The sequence below is a fragment of the Acidovorax sp. GW823-FHT05D11 genome, assembly GCF_058795695.1.
On sequence record NZ_CM179502.1, the window covers coordinates 1,016,210 to 1,036,746 of the forward strand.

Consider the following 20,537-nt stretch of genomic DNA (forward strand, 5'->3'; position numbering starts at 1 on the left):
GAATGAGGCCGGGGTGCGGCGGGACAGAACAGAGAAGGGCAGAGACTGATATGGCAAGAGAATACAAAGACGTCGTGGTGGGGCTGGACATCGGCACGGCCAAGGTCATGGCCGTGGTGGCCGAGGTTCTGCCCAATGGCGAGCTCAAGCTCGCAGGCCTGGGCGTGGCCCCGAGCAATGGCTTGAAGCGCGGCGTGGTGGTGAACATCGACGCCACCGTGCAGAGCATCCAGCAGGCGCTGAAGGAGGCCGAGCTGATGGCCGACTGCAAGATCCAGCGCGTGTACACCGGCATCACGGGCAGCCATATCCGGGGCCTCAATTCCAGCGGCATGGTGGCCGTGAAGGACAAGGAGGTCACCTCGGCCGACGTGGCGCGTGTGGTGGAAACGGCCAAGGCCATCAACATCAGCAGCGACCAGCGCCTGCTGCTGGTGGAGCCGCAGGAGTTCGTGATCGACGGGCAGGATGTGAAGGAGCCCATCGGCATGAGCGGCATCCGCCTGGAGGCCAAGATCCACATCGTGACCGGTGCGCAGAGCGCGGCCGAGAACATCATCAAGTGCGTGCGCCGCTGCGGCCTGGAGGTCGAGCAGCTCATGCTCAACCCCCTGGCCAGCAGCCAGGCGGTGCTGACGGATGACGAGCGCGAGCTGGGCGTGGTGGTGGTCGACATCGGCGCGGGCACGACCGACGTGGCCATCTTCACCGGCGGCGCGATCCGCCACACGGCGGTGATCCCGATCGCGGGCGACCTCATCACCAGCGACATCGCCATGGCGCTGCGCACGCCCACGAAGGACGCCGAGGACATCAAGGTCGAAAGCGGCTACGCCAAGCAGTTGCTGGCCGACCCCGAGGCGCAGGTGGAAGTGCCCGGCCTGGGCGACCGCAGCCCCCGCATGCTCAGCAAGCAGGCGCTGGCCGGCGTGATCGAGCCGCGCGTGGAAGAGATCTTCTCGCTCGTGCAGCAGGTGGTGCGCGAGTCGGGGTATGAAGAAGTGCTGTCGTCGGGCATCGTGCTCACCGGCGGCAGTTCGGTGATGCCCGGGATGATCGAGCTGGGCGAAGACATCTTCCTGAAGCCCGTGCGGCGCGGCATTCCGAAGTATTCCAGCGCCTTGTCTGACATGGTGGCACAGCCCCGGGCTGCTACCGTCATGGGCCTACTGGAAGAGGCGCGCCTGGCGCGGCTGCGCGGCTTCAAGGTGGCACAGAAAAGCGGTTCCATGAAGACGGCGTTTGGCCGTTTCAAGGACTTCATCGTGGGGAATTTCTGACCATGAAATTTCCTCTTTGGCTGGCGAGAGGCAGTCCGCACCGAATACCGCGTGGGCGATGGCGACGATGTACCGGACCGCCATCCCCGCTGCGCACGATGACATACCGAACAACCCATTGGCAGTTGCACACGAGATTGCAAACGAATTCAGTGAAAGAAACAGGAGCTCCAACATGACCATCGAAATGATCGAAGCCGAAGAATTCAACCAGGGCACCCAGATCAAGGTGATCGGCGTGGGCGGCGGCGGCAGCAACGCCGTCGAGCACATGATTGCCCGCAGCGTGCAGGGCGTGGAGTTTGTCTGCGCCAACACCGACGCGCAGGCATTGACCCGCAGCTCGGCCCACCGCCACATCCAGCTGGGCGGCAGCGGCCTGGGCGCCGGCAGCAAGCCCGACAAGGGCCGTGAAGCCGCCGAGGCCGCGGTGGACGACATCCGCCTGGCCATCGACGGCGCGCACATGCTGTTCATCACGGCCGGCATGGGCGGCGGCACGGGCACGGGCGCCGCACCCGTGATCGCCCGCGTGGCCAAGGAAATGGGCATCCTCACCGTGGGCGTGGTCACCAAGCCCTTCGACTGGGAAGGCGGCCGCCGCATGACCAACGCCGACAATGGCCTGGCCGAGCTCGAAGCCAACGTGGATTCGCTGATCGTGGTGCTCAACGAGAAGCTGCTGGAAGTGCTGGGCGATGACATCACCCAGGACGAAGCCTTCGCCCATGCCAACGACGTGCTCAAGAACGCCGTGGGCGGCATTGCCGAAATCATCAATGAATACGGCCACGTGAACGTCGACTTCGAAGACGTGCGCACCGTGATGGGCGAGCCCGGCAAGGCCATGATGGGCACGGCCACCGCCAGCGGCCCGGACCGCGCCCGCATCGCCGCCGAACAGGCCGTGGCCTGCCCGCTGCTGGAAGGCATCGACCTGTCGGGCGCCAAGGGCGTGCTGGTGCTGGTGACGGCCGCCAAGGGCAGCCTGAAGCTGTCCGAATCGCGCCTGGCCATGAGCACCATCAATGCCTACGCCTCGCCCGACGCGCACGTGATCTACGGCGCTGCCTATGACGACAGCCTGGGCGACGAGATCCGCGTGACCGTGGTGGCCACCGGCCTGTCGCGCCCCAACGCGCGCCGCCAGCCGATTTCGGTGGTGCAGGGCGGCCTGCGCACCGGCACGGACAACGTGGCCTACCAGATGCCCATCGCGGGCACGGGGGCCCTGGGCTCGGCCATGGGCGTGCAGGGCGGCCATGCCGGCAGCGCGCAGGCCGACTACGGCAGCATGTCGGTGCCCAGCGTGTGGCGTACCAACCGCACCCAGGCCGCGGCGCGCGTGGACGCGCTGTCCTCGGGCGGCATGGACGACCTGGAGATTCCGGCCTTCCTGCGCAAGCAGGCGGATTGATTCGGTACTCCCCCTGAGCGGCTACGCCGCTTCACCCCCTCTCTCGCTGCGCGGGAGGGGGCGAGGTCTGCGGCTCCCAGCCCGCCTGCGCGGGCTGGGACAGACCGAGCGCCCCTTGACTCTGGCAAGGGGTTTCTCGACATGCGCGGCGGGGCGGCGGCCCTTGCGCGGTGTCTCTGGCATTGGGCCGTGACGGTTTCCACCACCGCGCTTCCTATTTGGCTCGTATGCTCCTCAGCTGCGCAGTCACCGCCGTCTGGTTGCGCGTGGCGCGTATGCAGTCGCTGCGGGGCGCTACCCACGCGTCTCCGGCAGCTTGTAAGCCGCCCCTGCGACTCTCCGTTTTCTATCAGGGTCATAGGAAGCGGCGGATGGTTTTTGCGGGGTCCCCCCACTAAAATCCCCGGATGCTCCAGCAACGCACCCTCAAGACGATCACCCGCGCCGTGGGCGTGGGCCTGCACAGTGGCCAGCGGGTCGAGCTGACCCTGCGGCCTGCGCAGCCGGACACCGGGATCGTGTTCCGCAGGGTGGACCTGCCGCAGCCGGTGGACATCCCCATCCGGGCGGAGGCCGTGACCGACACCCGCCTGGCGTCCACCATCGCCGTGGGCAATGCCAAGGTGCACACCGTGGAGCACCTCATGTCGGCCTGCGCGGGGCTGGGCATCGACAACCTCTATGTGGACATCACCGCCGAAGAGGTGCCCATCCTGGATGGCTCTTCGGCATCGTTCGTGTTCCTGCTGCAAAGCGCGGGCATCGAGCTGCAGAATGCCCCCAAGCGCTTCATCCGCGTCACCCGCCCCGTGGAAGTGCGCGAAGGCGAGGGCGCCGCGGCCAAGTGGGCTCGGCTTGCGCCCTACCACGGCTACAAGCTCAGCTTCGAGATCGACTTCGACCACCCCGCCGTGGATTCCACGGGCCAGCGCGTGGAGTTCGACTTGGGGCAAGGCAACTACAGCCGCGACATCGCCCGCGCGCGCACCTTCGGCTTCACGCGCGATGTGGAGATGATGCGCTCCAACGGCCTGGCGCTGGGCGGCGGCCTCGACAACGCCATCGTGATGGACGACTACAAGGTGCTCAACAGCGACGGGCTGCGCTACGACGACGAGTTCGTCAAGCACAAGATCCTGGACGCGATGGGCGACCTGTACCTGATCGGCAAGCCCCTGCTCGCGGCCTACAGCGCCTTCCGCTCGGGCCACGCCATGAACAACCTGCTGCTGCGCGAGCTGCTGGCCCAGCGCGATGCCTGGGAGGTCGTCACGTTCGAGGACGAGCGCCAGGCGCCCGGCGGGTTTGCCCAGCCGGCGCGCGCCTGGTGAGCATGAAGCACCATTCCCGGGCCGCAGCCCGGAGCCTCCTGCCAGTGCCGCGCCCGTTTTCACGGCGCCGGGAGTCCCTGACATGCTGATCTTTCGCTGGCTGGCCATGCTGCTGCTCCTGGCGGCGGCCGTGTCGTTTGCCTTCTATGCCGGCACGGGGCAGGCGCGCTACAAGCGCCTGGGGCTCGTCATCCTCAAGTGGACGGTGATCGCGGCCGTCTTCTTCTTTGCGGTGGTCCTCATCGGGCGCCTCGCCTGACCGAGAGGCTCCGCGGCGCGGTTTTCTCTCTCTGGCCTATACTCGCGCCTGCTCCGGGGTGTGCGTAAGCGCTGAGATGCGAGGTGGCTGAAGAAATTCGGCAGGCCTTGCGAACCCGACGAACTTGATCCGGTTCATACCGGCGGAAGAAGAGCCGACCTCCTTGTCTCCGTGCCCGCAGTCCCTGCTGGCACGCCATGCCTCAGGTGCAGCCGCACCCGAGGGGCGCACAGGTCCATTCCGGAGCAGCACCCACCGCCACCGGAACCAGGAGACCTGCCCATGAACGCCCCCGACCCCCACGCCAAGCTGGCCACCCCCGAGAAGTTCGCCGAGTTGCTCGCACGCACGCGCGAACCCTTTCCTGCCTCACGCAAGGCCTACCTCCCCGGCCACCTGCACACCGATCTGCGCGTGCCCGTGCGCGACATTGCGCTGACCAACGGCGAACTGGTCAGCGTGTACGACACCTCCGGCCCGTATACCGACCCCGAGACTGCGATCGATGTGCGCAAGGGCCTGGCGGGAGTGCGCGGCGGCTGGATCACCGGCCGTGGCGACGTGGAGCACTACGAAGGCCGCGCGCCCGTGGCGCTGGACGATGGCCAGAAGAGCGAAGACGCCACCCGTCTGGCCCAGCTGCGCGCCGAGGCCGCGGCCCTGCAGCGCAAGCCCTTGCGCGCCAAGGCGGGTGCCAACGTCACGCAGATGCACTATGCGAAGAAGGGCATCGTCACGCCCGAGATGGAATACGTGGCCATCCGCGAGAACGGCAAGCGCGAGTGGATGGAGCAGTACATGGCCGACGCTGGCCGCGAGCAGCGGCTGATGGGCAACCCCATGGGCGCGAGCATCCCCAAGATCATCACCCCCGAATTCGTGCGCGACGAAGTGGCCCGGGGCCGCGCCATCATTCCCGCCAACATCAACCACCCCGAGGTGGAGCCCATGGCCATCGGGCGCAACTTCAAGGTCAAGATCAACGCCAACATCGGCAACTCGGCGGTCACGTCGAGCATCGAGGAAGAGGTCGAGAAGCTCGTGTGGGCGATCCGCTGGGGCGCCGACAACGTGATGGACCTGTCCACCGGCAAGAACATCCACACCACGCGCGACTGGATCGTGCGCAACTCGCCCGTGCCCATCGGCACGGTGCCGATCTACCAGGCGCTCGAAAAGGTGGGCGGCGTGGCCGAAGACCTGACCTGGGCGATCTTCCGCGACACGCTGATCGAGCAGGCCGAGCAGGGCGTGGACTACTTCACCATCCACGCCGGCGTGCGCCTGGCCTACATCCACCTCACCGCGCAGCGGCGCACGGGCATCGTCTCGCGCGGCGGCTCCATCATGGCCAAGTGGTGCATGGCGCACCACCGCGAGAGCTTCCTGTACGAGCACTTCGAGGACATCTGCGACATCATGAAGGCGTACGACGTGTCGTTCAGCCTGGGCGACGGCCTGCGCCCCGGCTGCGCATCGGATGCCAACGACGAGGCGCAGTTCGCCGAGCTGCACACGCTGGGCGAGCTGACCCAGGTGGCCTGGAAGCACGACGTGCAGACCATGATCGAAGGCCCCGGCCATGTGCCCATGCACATGATCCAGGCCAACATGACCGAGCAGCTCAAGACCTGCCACGAGGCGCCGTTCTACACCCTGGGCCCGCTGACCATCGACATCGCACCGGGCTACGACCACATCGCATCGGCCATCGGCGCGGCCATGATCGGCTGGATGGGCACCGCCATGCTGTGCTACGTGACGCCCAAGGAGCACCTGGGCCTGCCCGACCGCGACGACGTCAAGCAGGGCATCATCGCGTACAAGATCGCCGCGCACGCGGCCGACGTGGCCAAGGGCCACCCGGGGGCCCGCGCGCGCGACGACGCGCTCTCCCAGGCGCGTTTCGACTTCCGCTGGCAGGACCAGTTCAACCTGGGCCTGGACCCCGACACGGCCAAGGAATACCACGACGAAACGCTGCCCAAGGACAGCGCCAAGGTGGCGCACTTCTGCTCCATGTGCGGCCCCAAGTTTTGCTCCATGAAGATCACGCAGGAAGTGCGCGAATTTGCCGCCCAGAAGGGCGTGGCGGAGGCCGAGGCGCTGGCCCAGGGCATGCAGACCAAGGCGGCGGAATTCCAGCAGCGCGGCGGGCAGTTCTACATTCCCGTGACACCGGTGGCATAAGCCCGCCTACTGACCCCGGGGATTCCCTGCAAAGGGCCCCGGGGCGGTGCTTACCCTGTGCGGCGGGGGCGGCAGCCCGGCATATAGTCCGGCCACACTCGGTTCAGAAGACCGGGGGGAGGGCGTGGCACCAAATTTGCTATGCTGGATTGTCTGTTAAAAATTGTAAGGAAGAGCCATGAATGCTCTGGGCCGCTTCTCCATCCGCACGCGCCTTTACTTCGGAACCGTCTTTTCCCTGATCCTGCTTGTTGTCATCGGCGCCATGGGCTACGTGGCGCTGGACCGCACGCGCGGCACGCTGCAGGTGCTGTTCTCGCAGCGCGTACAGACCCTCACCGACATGTCGGAGCTGCGCACCACGCTGGGCGACCTGCGCCGTACCGAAAAAGACATCATCATCAACTTCAACAACTCGGTCGAGGTCTCCGCGCTGCGCGAGACCTGGGCCAAGACACTGGCCGCGCTGCGCAAGAGCCTGGCCGACGTGCGCCAGGTGCAGTCGGGCGATGCGGCCTTCGTCGAGTCCATCGACAAGTCGCTGGCCGAGATCAAGCAGTACGAAACCGGCATTTCCCCCATCTTCGAGAAGATCGAGGGCGCGCAGCTCGATGGTGCCGGCGGCGGCGCCTATGCCGACCGGCTCAAGGTCCACATGGAGGCCACCGACAAGCTGTTCTCCAGCCTGGCCACCACGGCCCGCGCGCAGATGGACGAGGCCCGCGCGGGCGTGGAGTCGCGCACCTCCACCATGTCGGCCTTCATCGGCATCGGCCTGCTGCTGGGGCTGGCCGTGCTGATCCCGCTCACGTTCTTCAGCGTGCGCTCCATCACCGGATCGCTGCGCCAGGCGCAGGAGCTGGCCGACCGCATCGCCAGCGGCGACCTGTCGCGCGATGTGGAGGCCATGAACCAGGATGAGGTGGGCCAGCTGGTGGCCGCCATGGGGCGCATGCAGGATGCGCTGCGCGGCCTGGTGCGCCAGGTGCAGGACACGGCGGGCAACATCTCCACCGCCAGCTCCGAGATCGCCAGCGGCAACCACGACCTGAGCCACCGCACCGAGCAGACGGCGGCCAATCTGGAGGAAACCGCTTCGTCCATGGAGATGCTGACCAGCACCGTGCAGCAAAGCGCGCAGTCCTCGCGCCAGGCCAGCGACTTCGCCTCCACGGCCGCCGAGGTGGCCGCGCGCGGCGGCACCGTGGTGTCGCAGGTGGTGACCACCATGGACCAGATCACCACCAGCTCGCGCAAGATCGCCGACATCACGGGTGTGATCGACTCCATCGCCTTCCAGACGAACATCCTGGCGCTCAATGCCGCGGTCGAGGCCGCGCGCGCGGGCGAACAGGGCCGCGGCTTTGCCGTGGTGGCGAGCGAGGTGCGCAGCCTCGCGCAGCGCAGCGCGGAGGCGGCCAAGGAGATCAAGGGCCTCATCAGCTCCTCGGTGGAGCGGGTCGAGGACGGCTCGCGCCTCGTGAGCCAGGCCGGCCAGACCATGACCGAGATCGTGAGCAGCGTGCGCCGCGTGTCCGACATCATTGGCGAGATCACCGCTTCGTCGGCCGAGCAGAGCGACAACATCGGCCAGATCAGCCAGGCCGTCTCGCAGCTCGACCAGATGACGCAGCAGAACGCGGCCCTGGTGGAGCAGTCCACCGCGGCCTCGGAATCGCTGCGCGAACAGGCGGTGCAGCTGACCAGCGCGGTCCGGCAGTTCAAGCTGCAAGGGGGGGGCTCGGAGCTGCCCTCCTCGCCTTCATCGGCACCGCTGGCCTCGCCCGCGCCCGCCGTTTCACCGGCGGGCCGGCGCCCCGCGCTGCAGATCCGCTGACCCCAAGCGTTTTGGGCCTCTAGCGCTTGCTTGTCAAGCGCGGATTGCTATTAAAAAAGTAGCAAAATGATCCCGGTGGCGCACCGCCACCGAGAGGGCCTGTGGCGCGGCCGCCGGCCCGTGGGATCAGTCCCGCGTCACGCGCAGCACTTCCTCGCGGCTGGTGATGCCCGCCGCGATGAGCCGCTCGCCATCCTCCCGCATCAGCGCCATGCCATCGGCCAGCGCGGCGGTGCGGATGTCGGCCTCGGAGGCCTGGTTGTGGATCTGGGCGCGGATCGCGTCCGTGGTCACCAGCAGCTCGAACACGCCGGTGCGGCCGGTGTAGCCCGTCTGGCCGCAGTGCTCGCAGCCTGCCCCATGGCAATGGCTGCAGTATTTGCGCACCAGGCGCTGGGCCAGCACGCCCAGCAGCGAGGACGACAGCAGGAACGGCTCCACGCCCATGTCGGTCAGGCGCGTCACGGCGCTGGCCGCGTCGTTGGTGTGCAGCGTGGCCAGCACCAAATGGCCTGTCAGCGAGGCCTGGATGGCGATCTGCGCGGTCTCGAAGTCGCGGATTTCGCCGATCATGATGATGTCCGGGTCCTGGCGCAGGATGGCGCGCAGGGCCTTGGCGAAGGTCAGCTCGATCTTGCTGTTGACCTGGGTCTGGCCCACGCCGGGCAGCTCGTACTCGATGGGGTCTTCCACCGTCATGATGTTGTTGCGCGTGGCATCGAGCCGGCCCAGCGCCGCATACAGCGTGGTGGTCTTGCCCGAGCCCGTGGGGCCCGTCACCAGGATGATGCCGTGTGGCTGGCTGATGAGGCCCTCAAAGCGGCGCAGGGTGTCGCCCTGCATGCCCACGGCTTCCAGGCTCAGCTTGCTCTCGCTCTTGTCCAGCAGGCGCAGCACGGCGCGCTCGCCATGGGCGCTGGGCAGGGTGGACACGCGCACGTCGATGGCGCGGGTGCCCAGGCGCAGGCTGATGCGGCCGTCCTGCGGCAGGCGTTTCTCAGAGATGTCCAGGTCGGCCATGATCTTCAGGCGCGAGATCAGGGCGGCGTGCAGCGCGCGGTTGGGCTGCACCACCTCGCGCAGCGTGCCGTCCACGCGAAAACGCACGCTGGAATGGCGCTCGTAGGGCTCGATGTGGATGTCGCTCGCGCCGTCGCGCGCGGCCTGCGTGAGCAGGGCGTTGAGCATGCGGATGATGGGCGCGTCGCCAGCCGATTCCAGCAGGTCTTCCACGGCGGGCAGTTCCTGCATCATGCGCGAGAGGTCGGCGTCGCTCTCGACCTCGCTCACCACCGTGGCGGCGCTCGATTCGCTGTGCGAATACACGGCACTGATGCGCTGGGCCAGGGCCGGGGCGTCCAGCGGCAGCAGCTGCTGCACAGGGTGCTTGCGCAGCACTTCGGACAGCGCTCCCGCGTCGGGGCTGGGGCCATGCCACAGCACCAGCTGGTGGCCGTCGTCCTCCAGCAGCAGCTGGGCCGTGCGGGCAAAGGCGTAGGGTAGGGGGTGGCGCATGGGGGCTCGGTCCTCAGAGCGCCTGGGCCGCCACCGTGGCGTTCAAGGCCGTCTGGCTGCGCACCGTGGCCGCAGCCGCCTGGGCGGCGTCTTCCGTGGCGAACGGGCCTACGCGCACGCGGGTGGCTTTGCCCCGGTTGGTTTCCACCGCCTGCAGGGACAGCGGCAGCGCGGAGTCGCGCAGCTTGGCCATCGCGCTCCTGGACTGGGCGTCCTGGCCCATCACGCCGACGTTCACGTAGTACAGGGGCACCGGCACCTTGGCCATGGGCGTGGCGGCGGTGCCGGGCTGGGCCGGGGCGCTGCTTTGTGGGGCCGTGGCGGGGTTGACTGGCTGGGGCGCGGGCACCGGGGTCAGCTGCTGCTGCTGTTGCTGCTGCAGGGGCGCCGGCATGGCGGCGGGGGCGGTGCGTTCGGGTGCCACGGGCAGTGCGGGCAGCACCGGGGCCCCCGATACCGTACCCATCATCAGGCTAGGGGCGGGCTGGGTGGCGTGCTGCAGCGCCCGGATGGCTTCGTAGCGGTCCACCACCAGGGCGTCGCTGGTCGCGTTGTCGCGCACCACGATGGGGCGCAGGAAGATCATCAGGTTGGTCTTGCGGCGCGAGCGGTTCTCGCTCTTGAACAGGTTGCCCACCACGGGCAGGTCGCCCATCACGGGCACCTTGTCTTCGCCCTGCGAGTAGGTGTCCTCCAGCAGGCCGCCGATGACGATGATGCTGCCGTCGTCCACCACCACGTTCGATTCGACCGCACGCTTGCTGGTGGTGGGGCCGGTGGCGTTGGACAGGGTGGAGCGGTCGATCTTGGAGATCTCCTGGTAGATCGCCATTTTCACGGTGCCGTTCTCGCCGATCTGCGGGCGCACCTTGAGCATCAGGCCCACGTCCTTGCGCTCCACGGTGTTGAACGGGTTCACGGTGCCGCTGTTGCCGGTGTTCGCATACGAGCCCGTGACGAAGGGCACGTTGTCGCCGATGAGGATGCGCGCCTCCTCGTTGTCCAGCGTCATCAGATTGGGGGTGGACAACACGTTGGCGTCGCCGCTGTTCTGCAGGAAGTTGGCCAGCGCGCCCAGGTAGTACTGGCCGTTGATGCGCGGCGCGAGCGCCAGGTTCAGGCCCCCGCCCAGGCCGCCCGCGGCGGTGGCGATGCTGCTGGCACTGCCCGAGGCCAGCGCGGCGGTCAGCCCCAGGATGTTGGCGCCGGCCGCGCCGGAGTTGGTGCCGATCACACCCACGGTTCCATCGCCCTGCTTGCCCAGGATGCCTTGCCACTGGATGCCGAACTGCGCCACTTTGTTGGCCGACACCTCCACGATCAGACTTTCCACCAGCACCTGCGCGCGGCGGCCGTCGAGCTTGTCGATGACGGTGCGCAGCTGGCGGTACAGCGGCTCGGGCGCCGTGATGATGAGCGAGTTGGTCGTCGGGTCGGCCTGGATCTGGCCGCCGGTGGAGGGCTGGTTGTTGTTGGTGCTGCTGGTGCCCATGCTGGAGCTGCCAGAGCCCAGGCCGGAGTTGCCGCCGCCCCCGGACAGGCTGCTGCCCGTGGACAGCATGCTGCCGCTGTTGTTGCCACCGCCCACGCCTGCGCTGGGCGCCGCCGGTGCGGCGCTTGCGCCCACGCCGCCGCCGCCCGTGTTGCCGCTGCCGCCCATGGCCGCCATGGCGGCGCGCAGGGTGGTGGCCAGCTTGGTGGCGTCGGCATTCTTCAGGTAGACCACGTGGATGTTGCCAGTGGCCGCGCTGCTGCCGGGCGCGGGCGCCTGGTCGAGCTGCGCCACCAGCGCGCGCACCTGGGCCACGCGGGCCGGGTTGGCCGCGCGCAGGATCAGCGCGTTGCTGCGCGGCTCCGCGATCAGCGTGGTCTTGAACGAGGTGTCGGTCTGGCCCTGTGCGCCTGGCGCGCCGGGGGTGGCGCCGCTGCCGCCGTCGATCAGGCGCGCCACCAGCGGCGCGAGGTCGGTGGCGACGGCGTTGCGCAGCGGGATCACTTCCACGTCGCTGGCGTTGGAGACATCCATGGCCGCCACGATGCGCGCCAGGCGCTGCAGGTTGTCGGCGTAGTCGGTGATCACCAGCGAGTTGTTGCCGGGGTTCACGTTGATGGTGTTGTTGGGGCTGATCAGCGGGCGCAGCACGGGCACGAGGTTGGCCGCGTTCTCGAAGTTGAGCTTGAAGATCTGCGTGACGATCTGCCCGCCCCCGGGCGCGCTGCCGGCGTTGCCCTGCACCACGCTCACGCTGCCGCCCTGCAGCTTGGCGTCGGCCTCGGGCACCACCTTGTACAGGCCTGCGGCCTCCACCACCGTGAAGCCCTGCAGGCGCAGCGCGGCCAGGAACTGCTGGAAGGCGGCGGCGGGTGTCACGGCCCGTTCGGTGACCAGGTTGAGCTGGCCCTTGACGCGGGGATCGACCACCACGTTGCGGCCGGTGATGGTGGCCATGGTGCGCGCCACCGCCTCGATCTCGGCATTGGCGAAGTTCAGCGTGACCGGTTCGCCCGAGCGCACGCTGCCGGTGCTGGTGTCAATGGCGGTCTGCGCAATGATCTGGCCGCCAGCGCAGGTCAGTAAAGCGCTGAAAGCTATTGTTTTGAGAGCAAAACCCGGGCGGTGCGAAAACAAGGAAGTCATAGGTTCAACCCACGGTGATGATGGAGCGCGCGCCGCTGCGCCGTCCGATGATGTTCAGGAGATTGGACAGGGCGGCCTCGCGCTCGGGGGTGGCGCTGGCCTCGCCCGCAAACCGCAGGCGCTGGCCCACCCACTGGCCGGTGCCGCTGAGCTGCAGGTGGCCGTCGAGCGTGCTGAGCGTGAGCGCGGGCACCTCGCCGCCCGCCAGCAGCAGCCGGTAGCTGCCCATGGGCCGCAGGGTGGACAGGCGCGAGGACATGGCCCGCGCATCCATCTGGGCCTGGCCCTCCAGCACCATGCGGCCCGCGGTCCAGCTGAAGGCCAGGCCGCGCGTCTGCAGCGTGAGCTGGCCTTGGGGCTGCAAGGTGTTCCAGGGAGTCCCGAGCCCGGCCAGGATGGCGGCGGGCCACTGGCTTTGGCCATCGGCCAGGGTCAGCCGGGGGCCGGCCCAGCGGGCCTGTGCGTGCAGCTGCAGGGGCTCGGGCGTGCAGCAGCTCGCATGCAGCTGGGCGCGCAGGCCGGCGAGGCCGGGGCGCAACCGCCACTCCACCCGGCCGGGCAGGGCCGCGCGGTCCTGGCTCGCCGCGCCGCCGGTCAGCACCAGCTGGGCCGAGCCGGTCCAGACCGTGCCGCGCGCCTGCAGCAGTTGCACCTGGCCATTGGTGGCGCGGGCCAGGCCCCGGGCCAGCCAGTGCGCTGGCGCGAAGGCCAGCACGGCGGGCAGCACGCCGGCCACGGCGCCCGCCAGCGCCCAGCCCCAGGCGGAGCGCGGGGCACGGACGGGAGGCTTGCGGGTGCGGGTGCTGGTGGCCACGGTAAGGGAATATCTGTCTGTCTGTCTGTCTGTCTGTCGGCTGGTCTGTCTGGCGGGCCGTGTCAGCGCTGGGCTGGCAGGGCGAGGACCAGCGTGCCGTCCCAGCGCGGCATGGCCGAGGCCGGGGCGCCCAGGACGGCGGGTGCCGCGGTGCCCGGGGGAGGGGCGGCCGGGGCGCTGCGGGCCAGCCGCGCCTCCACCGGCGTGGCCCGTGCGTTGCTGCGCGCCTGGGCCAGCCACTGGCCCAGGGCGTCGGCGGGCGCGCCCTTGAGCGTCACCGTGGCGCGGTCGCCCACCACATTGAGCTGGGCGGTGTTGCCCAGGCGCTGGGTCAGGGCGGTGCGCAGCGCGCCCACCGCGTCGCCGGTGCTGGTGCGCGGGGCGGATTGCAGCTGCTGGGCCTCGGCCTGCAGGCCCTGCATGTGCTGAAGCTGCGTGTCGAGCGCGGCATGGCGGGCGGGCGCGGTCCGCAGCGTGGACAGGGCGGGGGCCACGGCCACCCACCACAGCAGGGCGAGGGCGATCAGGCCGCCCGCGGCCAGGACCAGTGTTTGTTCGCGGGGTGCCAGCGCCTGCCAGCGGTCCCGCAGCGCGGTGGTGTTGCGTGTCATGGGGTGCCTTGCGCATGGGGCCGTGGGCCGCCTTCGGCGGCGCTCATCAGCAGGCTGCCGTCTTCCAGCCGCACCCGGTAGCCCGCGGCTTCCAGGCGGGCGCTGAGCGCGGGTTCCTCATCGGGGGCCAGCGCCACGCCGCGCAGGCGCAGCTCGCCGGGGGTGTATTCGATGCCGGTGGGCTGTCGGCCGCTGGGCAGGGCGGTGCCCGCGGCGGCCAGCAGGGGCTCCAGGTCGCGCGCCGAGACGCTGCCGGCGGCCTGCCGCAGCTGCGCCAGCTCGCGCTCCATCTGCACGGGGGCATCCACCACCACCTGCACCTTGGGGAAGGTCTGGGTCAGCGTGGCGCGCACCGCGGCCTGCTTGGCCGCCAGCGCCTGGCGCTCCTGCCAGGCCCAGGCGTTGAGTCCCACCAGATGGGCCGCGGCAAGCAGCCCGGCACCCCAGCGCGCCGCGCGCCACTGGGGGGCGTACAGCAGTGCGCTGGCCACGCTGCCCGCCTTGCGCAGCGCGCGCGTGCGTCCCGTGCTGGCCAGGTCGAACTGGGCCAGGTCCCAGTCGCCGCGCGCGGCTTCCAGCGCCCGCTGGCTGGCCGTGTGCAGCGCCGCGCGCTGGCCCAGGGTGCGTTCCGCGAGGGCCGCCACGGCGGGCTCGGCGCGCACGACGGGAGCGTCGCCGTCCTCGCCGGAAGCCGCCTGGGCGGGCATGCCCGCGCGGGCCAGCGCCATGGCCATGTTCGACAGGGGCAGCACGGCCACGCCGTGGTCCGCGCCCTGGCCCGTCAGGACCACGCAGGCGTCCTCGGGCGTGCCCAGCACGCACAGTTCGGGGCGGCCGCTGGCGGTCGGGCCGGGGGCGAACTCGGGCACCACGCGCGCCACGCGGCGGCCCGCGGCCTCCAGCGCCTGCAGGTTCTCGCGCAGCCAGGCGCGGTCGCACACGGCCACCCACACGGGTTCGCCGGGGTGCGCCGCGGGCTGGATCGCGAAGTGCAGCTGGGAGGCATCGTCAAGCACGCGGTCTTCGAGCAGCCCCTCCAGAACGGACCGCAGGCGCGGTGTCTGCTGCCCGGCGCCCAGGGGCAGGCCGGGGGGCAGCTGCACCTTCTGCCACGACAGCGCCCGCGCGGGCACCACGGCCACGACCTCGCCGCCAGGGCGCGTGGGCTCGGGCAGCAGCGCCGCCGGGGCGCTGGCATGTCGGATGGCGGTGTGTCCGTCCGCCGTCAGCGTGTAGCTGTACTCGGTGGCGGGGCCCGGGCGGGCGGGCGGCAGGAAAAGGATGAGGGTGCTCATGGACGGGTTTTGCGGGCCATTTTAGGGGGAGGGCTTGACAGTGCAGGGCCCAACCCGCGGATGTGTTGCGGATGTGTTGCGTCTCAGCGCGGAGGCTGCGGCGCGGCCCCGGTGTTTTCGCGGTCAAAAGCGCCGCGTTCGCGCCACAGCGTGGTCACCTCGATACCCTGTTTGCGCACCAGAGACCGCTCGTCCACCATCGCATCGCCCAGGCGCAGGCGGCCCCGCACCTCGAAGTAGGAGGAGGCCACCGCATGGGCGCCTTCATTGATGTCGATGTTCGCGCCCAGCAGGTCGCGCACTTCGCTCAGGGTGCGGAAATGCCGTGCCTCGCGGACCTGCAGGATCTTCTGGGCGCTGGCCATGTCCAGGCCGTCGATGGCGGCCAGCAGCACGTCGATGTCGGCGGTGTTGATGTTGACCGGGGTGCGCACGGGCAGCAACGCCACGTGCGGGGTCAGGTGGACGACGGTGGCGGGCGCCAGGCCCAGCCAGCCCAGCTGGGACACGGTGGGTGGCATCAGTGGCGCCGTACTGCTGTCGCTGCCCGTTGTGGCCTGTGCCTGCCGCAGGGCCTGCGCGAGCAGGCCGAGCTCCTGCTGCGGCAGCCCCAGGCGTTCGAACAGCCGCGTGAACTGCCGCATCGCCACGGCCTGCTCGGGCCCGGTGGCCGCCAGGTTCATGAGGTTCATGCGGCCTTGCATGTCCGAGATCTGCCCCGACAGGAAGGCCTCGGTGGTGTCGGTGCTGGCGTCGTCCACCTGGCTCACGTTCTTGTCCGCCGCGAGAAAGGTCGACAGCCGCGCCTCCTGCAGCGGCACGGCCCAGGGCTCGGCCAGGTGGTCGGCGCCGCCCGAGCGGCCATCCTCGCGCAGGATCAGGCGCGACCAGTCGAGCGCGCCGACCAGGATCCAGGTGGACTGCACGCGGCCGCGCTCGGCCGTCTCGACCTCCACCGCGCGCCACTGCTGCCACATGGCCGCGGCCGCGAAGGTGGCCACCAGCGTGACGGTGAGCATGGCCAGCAGCAAAGCGGCCCCCCGTGAGGCGCTGCGCGCCTTCCCTCTCTCTCGCTGCGCGGGAGGGAGACGCATCCGGTGGCCCGGCAAAGCCGGTTCCACGGGGGCACTGGCGTTGGCCGTGCCAGCGTCATGGGTGCGTGGTGCGCGGCGCCTCACGACCTGCCTCCGCCCAGCACCGGGTTCACCCAGTCGCGCGTGAGGCGCCCGACCAGGGCCTGGCCTGGCGGCAGGGTGATCTGCAGGCGCACGCCGTCGGGGATGGCCGCCGCGCCGCTCGCGCTGGCGCCGCTGCTGGAGAGCGGGTTGGACCAGGCGCCGCCCCGGTAGTAGAAGATCTGCCAGTCCGCCAGCGGCAGCAGCGTCATCTCGTGGCGCCGCTCGGCCTCGCCCGGCGTGCGCGCCCATTGCGCCGCCAGCTGCCAGGCCTCCTGCCATTGGGCGCGCGTGCGCACCGGGGGAGACTGCCAGCGCATCCACTGGCCCTCGCCCTGGGCGCCCCGGCGTGTCCAGGCCACCACCAGGGCGCCTTCGTCGGGCACGGCGCTGCTGCGCCGCGTCAGGCGCAGCACCTGGCCGTCCCAGTCGAGCGGCGTGGTGTTGGCGATCGGCGTGAGCGCATCCAGGTCCGTGCCCCATTGGCCCAGCGCCGCCTGCAGCACCAGCATTTCATCCGCCCGCTGGCGCGTGATCTCCTGCGCCCGCACCATGCCATCGAGCCCGCGCCAGCTCAGGATGGCCAGCAGGCTCATCACCGCAATCGCCAGCAGCAGTTCGACCAAGGTGAAGCCACCGTGAGTGCGACATGACGGGTTCCTTCTGACATGCGGCCGCGCATCGCCGGAGGCCGTGGAACCTGGCGCGCCCCAACGCCAGTGCCACCGTGGAACTGGCTTTGCCAGGCCACGGGTGGCGTCCCCCTGGGGGGAAGGCGCGAAGCGACTCAGGGGGGGCATCTGGTCAATACCTTCCAATGATGGTCGAGATGCGCAGGATGGAGTTGTCGCCATCCAGCACCTGCGCGTCCACGCGGCGAAAGCTCGGGTTGGGCGTGGGGCGCACGCTCACGGCGACGGTGAGCGTGCGCCCCGCCTGTTCGCAGGCGAGCGTGCTGTCGCCCACGCTGGGCATCTGGCGCGACAGGCGGGTGTACACGAGCTCGTTCTCGGCGCACAGCTGGGCCAGCACGATGTCCGACTGGCGCAGCGCGTTGCGGGTGAGCGCGGTGGTGGCCTGCAGGCCCGCCATGAGGGCGATGGCGACGATGCCCAGCGCCACCAGCACTTCCACCAGCGTGAAGCCGCGCTGCGGCGCGCTGCGTCGATCCGGGCGCGGACGGCTGCTCACTGGACCGGCTCGACGGTGAAGGGGCGCACGCCATCGGTGGCGACGCGCAGCGCGCGTTCGGGATGGGCGTGGTGGGTGATCAGCACCTGCTGCGGGCCGATGAGCGGCTCCGGTCCCAGCACCAGCACGGTGGGGGCGCGCGCCGTGGTGCCCGCATCCAGCCACTGGCTGGGCAGCGCCTGCTGCGCGCTGGGCGGCAGCCCTTCGAAGCGGAACCCGCGTGCCTCGGTGCGCCAGCGCACGGGCATGCCGCCGGCGCGCGACTGCGCGCGCGCGGATTCCAGCAATGCCGCCAGCCGGGCCGCCTCGCGCTCGATCAGCGTCTGCCCGCTGTCGCGCATCGCCACGCCCACGCCCGCCGTGGCGAGCGCGATGATGCTGATGACCACCAGCAGCTCCAGCAGCGTGAAGCCCCCCTGGGCCGCTGCGCGGCGTCCCCGCAGAGGGGCCGGGCCACCGGTGGCCCGGCCAGCCCGGTTCCACGGCATCCCCGGCCTGGGGCGCGCCAGTGTCATGGGGCGGGGGTGCACGGCGAAGGGCCGGCCCTCATTGCCAACTGCCAATATCGGCATCCTTGCCTTCGCCGCCGGACTGGCCATCGGCGCCGAACGACATCACGTCGATCTCGCCCTTGATGCCGGGGTTCAGGTACTGGTACGGGCGGCCCCAGGGATCGTTGGGCAGTTTTTCGAGGTACAGCTTCCAGTTGTTGGGCACCGGGCCCGAGGTGGGCTTGACGATCAGCGACGGCAGGCCCTGCTCGGCCGTGGGGTAGCGCTGGTTGTCCAGGCGGTACAGCTTGAGCGCCTGCATGATGTTGGTGATGTCGGTGCGGGCTGCCGTCACGCGGGCGTCGTCGGCACGCTCGAGCACATTGGGCACGATGAGGGCGGCCAGCACGCCGATGATGACGAGCACCACCATCAGCTCGATGAGGGTGAAGCCCCGGGAGAGGCTGCGGCGGGCGGAGCGCAAGAGGAAGGGGAGGGAAGTGTTCACTGCTGGCGGTCTCTCGGATGGTCGGATCGCGTGAATCATAATCCCCGCATGGTGACCAATTCACACAGCAAATGGGGCGTGCGCCTGGGGACCCTGGCGCTCTGGGCCGCGGCGGGCGCCAGCGTGGTCTTCTGGGGCCTGCGCCTGTCGGCGCCGGCGGGCGGCATCGCCGCGCCCGCGGTGTTGCCAGCGCCGGTGGCGCCCGACGCGCAGGCGCTGGCCCGCCTCCTCGGGGCGGTGGCCTCCCCGGCGGGCGCTGCGCCCGCGCCCGCTGCGCCTACGCTGGCCAGCCGGTTCGCGCTGATCGGGGTGCTCTCGGGCCGCAGCAGCGGCGGCGGTGCCGCGCTGATCGCGGTGGATGGCAAGCCGGCCAGGCCCTTCCGCGTGGGCGCGGCGGTGGACGAGGGGCTGGTGCTGCAGGCGCTGGGCCCGCGCCAGGCGCAACTGGGCGCCGAGGTGGGAGGCGCCGCCACGCTCACGCTGGACATGCCCCTGAAGCGCTGACCCGGCGCGTGGCGGGCGCAGTCGCCCGCCAGGGCCTCCATTCTCAGATGCCCCGGTGGGCGATGTCCCACTCGCCCCAGCCCGGCGCGGCAAGGGGCCATTCTTCGGAGCGCGGCAGCTCGCCCCCATGTGCCTGCAGCCAGGCCACGCAGCGGATCACGCCGGCATGGGTGATCCAGGCCACATCCCGTGCGGTTTCTTCTGCGGGCGGGAGGGAATGCAGCGCGGCCGCCACGCGCTCCAGCATGGCCGCCAGGCTTTCACCATTCCCGGGGCGGTAGCTGGCGAACGCGGCCGTCCAGGCGTCGATGTCGGAGCGGGCGATGGCATCCCAGGCCAGCCCTTCCCAGCTGCCAAAGTCCATTTCGCGCAGGCGGGCGTCAGGTTTGGGTATCAAATCAGGCCGCAGCGCCTGCAGTTCCATCGCAAGCTGCTCACATCTTTGTAGCGTGGAGTGAAACACCTGGATCCGGGGCGGCAGGGTGGCGGCCAGGCGTTCCGCGGCGGCGCGGGTGGCGGCGGGGTCGGCGGGGACGTCCAGCGCGCCGTAGCAGATGCCGGGCGCCACCCGCAGCTGGGCATGGCGCACCAGCCAGAGGCGGGCGCCGCGCTGCGGTCGGGCCACGGGCTTCACATCCAGCGCAGGGCCAGCGCCGCGCCCAGGTAGAAGCCGATTTCGCTGACCTGCTGCGTGGCGCCCAGGCAATCCCCCGTGAACCCCCGCAGCCGGCGCGCAAACCAGCGGGCCATCCAGGCGGCGGCGAGTGCGCTCAGCACAATGGCTGCTATTAAATATGTAGCTGATTGCGCTTTCCAGACAAGCGCCAGCGGCACAAAACACCATGAAAATGCCGTCGCCAGCGCAGTGCCCGAGATCTGGTCGGCCAGCGGCTTGCTTTTGGAGCGGGCGGTGTCCCCCACATGCGGCAGACTGCGCACGATGAGCAGGGGCCAGAAACGCGACACCACATGCGCCCCCGCCAGCGCGGCCACGGCGGCCAGCAGGCTGTGGGAGCCCAGCAGCGCCAGCACGCTGAGCTTGGCCAGCAGCGCCAGCACCAGGGCCATGGCACCGAACGCACCGATGCGCGAGTCCTTCATGATGTCCAGCGCCCGCTCGCGGTCGGCACTGCCGCCCAGGCCGTCGGCCACATCGGCCAGGCCGTCCTCGTGGAAGCCGCCGGTCATCAGCACCGTGGCGATGGTGCAGAACACGGCGGCCACGGCCGGTGCCAGCGGATTGGGCGCCAGCGCCCAGTGCAGCGCGGCATAGACGCCCGCCGCGAGCAGCGCCGCCAACCAGCCAATGCCCGGAAAGTGCGCCGCGCTGGCGCGCAGCATGGCGGGGCTGTAGCCCACCCACTGCGCCAGCCGCCCGGTCACCGGGATGCGCGTGAAGAACTGCACGGCCAGCAGGTAGTGGCGCAGGGCTTGCATGGACGGGCGGAGGAGGCTATGTCAGATTTGATAGCTGCCAGCGC

General features: G+C 70.1%; 19 protein-coding genes and 1 riboswitch. Of the genes, 7 read left to right on the forward strand and 12 right to left on the reverse strand.

All coding sequences use genetic code 11. The features are described 5' to 3' along the window. Positions 1–50: 50 nt before the first annotated feature. The 6 genes from ftsA to AC3RCE_RS04685 all read left to right on the forward strand — a co-directional run bounded on the left by ftsA (position 51) and on the right by AC3RCE_RS04685 (position 8,314). Positions 51–1,280 (forward strand): cell division protein FtsA, encoded by a 1,230-nt coding sequence (gene ftsA / locus AC3RCE_RS04660; protein WP_008903721.1) that lies wholly within the window; start codon positions 51–53, stop codon positions 1,278–1,280. Between the two features lie 175 nt (positions 1,281–1,455). Next, the gene (ftsZ, locus tag AC3RCE_RS04665; protein WP_218293302.1) at positions 1,456–2,697 is read left to right on the forward strand and encodes a cell division protein FtsZ; all 1,242 of its coding nucleotides are present in this window, start codon (positions 1,456–1,458) and stop codon (positions 2,695–2,697) included. A 407-nt stretch (positions 2,698–3,104) separates the two neighbouring features. Continuing rightward, on the forward strand, positions 3,105–4,028 hold the full coding sequence (lpxC, locus tag AC3RCE_RS04670; protein ID WP_218293303.1) for a UDP-3-O-acyl-N-acetylglucosamine deacetylase: 924 nt from the start codon (positions 3,105–3,107) through the stop codon (positions 4,026–4,028). An 82-nt stretch (positions 4,029–4,110) separates the two neighbouring features. After that, positions 4,111–4,287 (forward strand): hypothetical protein, encoded by a 177-nt coding sequence (locus AC3RCE_RS04675; protein WP_218293304.1) that lies wholly within the window; start codon positions 4,111–4,113, stop codon positions 4,285–4,287. 44 nt (positions 4,288–4,331) lie between these two features. Further along, a riboswitch (TPP riboswitch) is annotated at positions 4,332–4,455 on the forward strand. 141 nt (positions 4,456–4,596) lie between these two features. Then, complete coding sequence (thiC, locus tag AC3RCE_RS04680; protein ID WP_492255356.1) at positions 4,597–6,477, forward strand: phosphomethylpyrimidine synthase ThiC; 1,881 nt, start codon at positions 4,597–4,599, stop codon at positions 6,475–6,477. Between the two features lie 178 nt (positions 6,478–6,655). Then, on the forward strand, positions 6,656–8,314 hold the full coding sequence (locus AC3RCE_RS04685; protein ID WP_218293305.1) for a methyl-accepting chemotaxis protein: 1,659 nt from the start codon (positions 6,656–6,658) through the stop codon (positions 8,312–8,314). A gap of 126 nt (positions 8,315–8,440) precedes the next feature. Here the strand turns inward: AC3RCE_RS04685 and AC3RCE_RS04690 are convergent, their stop codons facing one another. The 10 genes from AC3RCE_RS04690 to gspG form a co-directional block, all read right to left on the reverse strand. Further along, entirely contained in the window at positions 8,441–9,829 is a 1,389-nt protein-coding gene (locus AC3RCE_RS04690) for a GspE/PulE family protein (RefSeq protein WP_218340433.1), read from the reverse strand. A 13-nt stretch (positions 9,830–9,842) separates the two neighbouring features. Beyond that, positions 9,843–12,467: a type II secretion system secretin GspD gene (gene gspD, locus AC3RCE_RS04695; RefSeq protein ID WP_492254633.1), complete on the reverse strand. Its 2,625-nt coding sequence runs from the start codon at positions 12,465–12,467 to the stop codon at positions 9,843–9,845. A gap of 4 nt (positions 12,468–12,471) precedes the next feature. Beyond that, a complete protein-coding gene (gene gspN / locus AC3RCE_RS04700; RefSeq protein WP_492254634.1) occupies positions 12,472–13,281 on the reverse strand; it encodes a type II secretion system protein N in 810 nt (269 codons plus the stop codon). Positions 13,282–13,343: 62 nt separating this feature from the next. Next, entirely contained in the window at positions 13,344–13,892 is a 549-nt protein-coding gene (locus AC3RCE_RS04705; RefSeq protein WP_218293308.1) for a type II secretion system protein M, read from the reverse strand. Next, positions 13,889–15,187, reverse strand: a complete 1,299-nt coding sequence (gspL, locus tag AC3RCE_RS04710; RefSeq protein WP_218293309.1) for a type II secretion system protein GspL — start codon at positions 15,185–15,187, stop codon at positions 13,889–13,891. The genes AC3RCE_RS04705 and gspL overlap by 4 nt, the downstream gene beginning before the upstream one ends. Positions 15,188–15,270: 83 nt before the next feature. Further along, positions 15,271–16,206 (reverse strand): type II secretion system minor pseudopilin GspK, encoded by a 936-nt coding sequence (gene gspK / locus AC3RCE_RS04715; RefSeq protein ID WP_492254635.1) that lies wholly within the window; start codon positions 16,204–16,206, stop codon positions 15,271–15,273. 155 nt (positions 16,207–16,361) lie between these two features. After that, entirely contained in the window at positions 16,362–16,988 is a 627-nt protein-coding gene (locus tag AC3RCE_RS04720; RefSeq protein WP_218293311.1) for a PulJ/GspJ family protein, read from the reverse strand. Between the two features lie 178 nt (positions 16,989–17,166). After that, positions 17,167–17,553, reverse strand: a complete 387-nt coding sequence (gspI, locus tag AC3RCE_RS04725; RefSeq protein WP_218293312.1) for a type II secretion system minor pseudopilin GspI — start codon at positions 17,551–17,553, stop codon at positions 17,167–17,169. After that, complete coding sequence (locus AC3RCE_RS04730; protein ID WP_492254636.1) at positions 17,550–18,068, reverse strand: prepilin-type N-terminal cleavage/methylation domain-containing protein; 519 nt, start codon at positions 18,066–18,068, stop codon at positions 17,550–17,552. The genes gspI and AC3RCE_RS04730 overlap by 4 nt, the downstream gene beginning before the upstream one ends. A 31-nt stretch (positions 18,069–18,099) precedes the next feature. Next, positions 18,100–18,477, reverse strand: coding sequence for a type II secretion system major pseudopilin GspG (gene gspG, locus AC3RCE_RS04735; protein ID WP_369643845.1), 378 nt, complete (start codon positions 18,475–18,477; stop codon positions 18,100–18,102). 123 nt (positions 18,478–18,600) lie between these two features. On the opposite strand from gspG, the gene AC3RCE_RS04740 reads away from it, so the two are divergent. Then, complete coding sequence (locus AC3RCE_RS04740; RefSeq protein ID WP_218293313.1) at positions 18,601–19,056, forward strand: type II secretion system protein N; 456 nt, start codon at positions 18,601–18,603, stop codon at positions 19,054–19,056. A 43-nt stretch (positions 19,057–19,099) separates the two neighbouring features. On the opposite strand, the gene AC3RCE_RS04745 is transcribed toward AC3RCE_RS04740, so the two are convergent. Then, complete coding sequence (locus AC3RCE_RS04745) at positions 19,100–19,690, reverse strand: histidine phosphatase family protein (RefSeq protein WP_492254637.1); 591 nt, start codon at positions 19,688–19,690, stop codon at positions 19,100–19,102. Beyond that, on the reverse strand, positions 19,687–20,493 hold the full coding sequence (gene cobS, locus AC3RCE_RS04750) for an adenosylcobinamide-GDP ribazoletransferase (RefSeq protein ID WP_218340428.1): 807 nt from the start codon (positions 20,491–20,493) through the stop codon (positions 19,687–19,689). Before cobS ends, AC3RCE_RS04745 begins: the two co-directional genes overlap by 4 nt. Positions 20,494–20,537: the final 44 nt, after the last annotated feature.

What these genes read in the sequence shown, in the direction of transcription:
- gspD (WP_492254633.1), bottom strand. Translation starts at nt 12,467, where the DNA reads ATGACTTCCTTGTTTTCGCACCGCCCGGGTTTTGCTCTCAAAACAATA.
- AC3RCE_RS04685 (WP_218293305.1), top strand. Translation starts at nt 6,656, where the DNA reads ATGAATGCTCTGGGCCGCTTCTCCATCCGCACGCGCCTTTACTTCGGA.
- ftsZ (WP_218293302.1), top strand. Translation starts at nt 1,456, where the DNA reads ATGACCATCGAAATGATCGAAGCCGAAGAATTCAACCAGGGCACCCAG.
- cobS (WP_218340428.1), bottom strand. Translation starts at nt 20,493, where the DNA reads ATGCAAGCCCTGCGCCACTACCTGCTGGCCGTGCAGTTCTTCACGCGC.
- gspK (WP_492254635.1), bottom strand. Translation starts at nt 16,206, where the DNA reads ATGCTCACCGTCACGCTGGTGGCCACCTTCGCGGCCGCGGCCATGTGG.
- gspG (WP_369643845.1), bottom strand. Translation starts at nt 18,477, where the DNA reads ATGGTGGTGCTCGTCATCATCGGCGTGCTGGCCGCCCTCATCGTGCCC.
- AC3RCE_RS04730 (WP_492254636.1), bottom strand. Translation starts at nt 18,068, where the DNA reads ATGACACTGGCGCGCCCCAGGCCGGGGATGCCGTGGAACCGGGCTGGC.
- AC3RCE_RS04675 (WP_218293304.1), top strand. Translation starts at nt 4,111, where the DNA reads ATGCTGATCTTTCGCTGGCTGGCCATGCTGCTGCTCCTGGCGGCGGCC.
- AC3RCE_RS04690 (WP_218340433.1), bottom strand. Translation starts at nt 9,829, where the DNA reads ATGCGCCACCCCCTACCCTACGCCTTTGCCCGCACGGCCCAGCTGCTG.
- AC3RCE_RS04740 (WP_218293313.1), top strand. Translation starts at nt 18,601, where the DNA reads ATGGTGACCAATTCACACAGCAAATGGGGCGTGCGCCTGGGGACCCTG.
- gspL (WP_218293309.1), bottom strand. Translation starts at nt 15,187, where the DNA reads ATGAGCACCCTCATCCTTTTCCTGCCGCCCGCCCGCCCGGGCCCCGCC.
- ftsA (WP_008903721.1), top strand. Translation starts at nt 51, where the DNA reads ATGGCAAGAGAATACAAAGACGTCGTGGTGGGGCTGGACATCGGCACG.
- AC3RCE_RS04705 (WP_218293308.1), bottom strand. Translation starts at nt 13,892, where the DNA reads ATGACACGCAACACCACCGCGCTGCGGGACCGCTGGCAGGCGCTGGCA.
- lpxC (WP_218293303.1), top strand. Translation starts at nt 3,105, where the DNA reads ATGCTCCAGCAACGCACCCTCAAGACGATCACCCGCGCCGTGGGCGTG.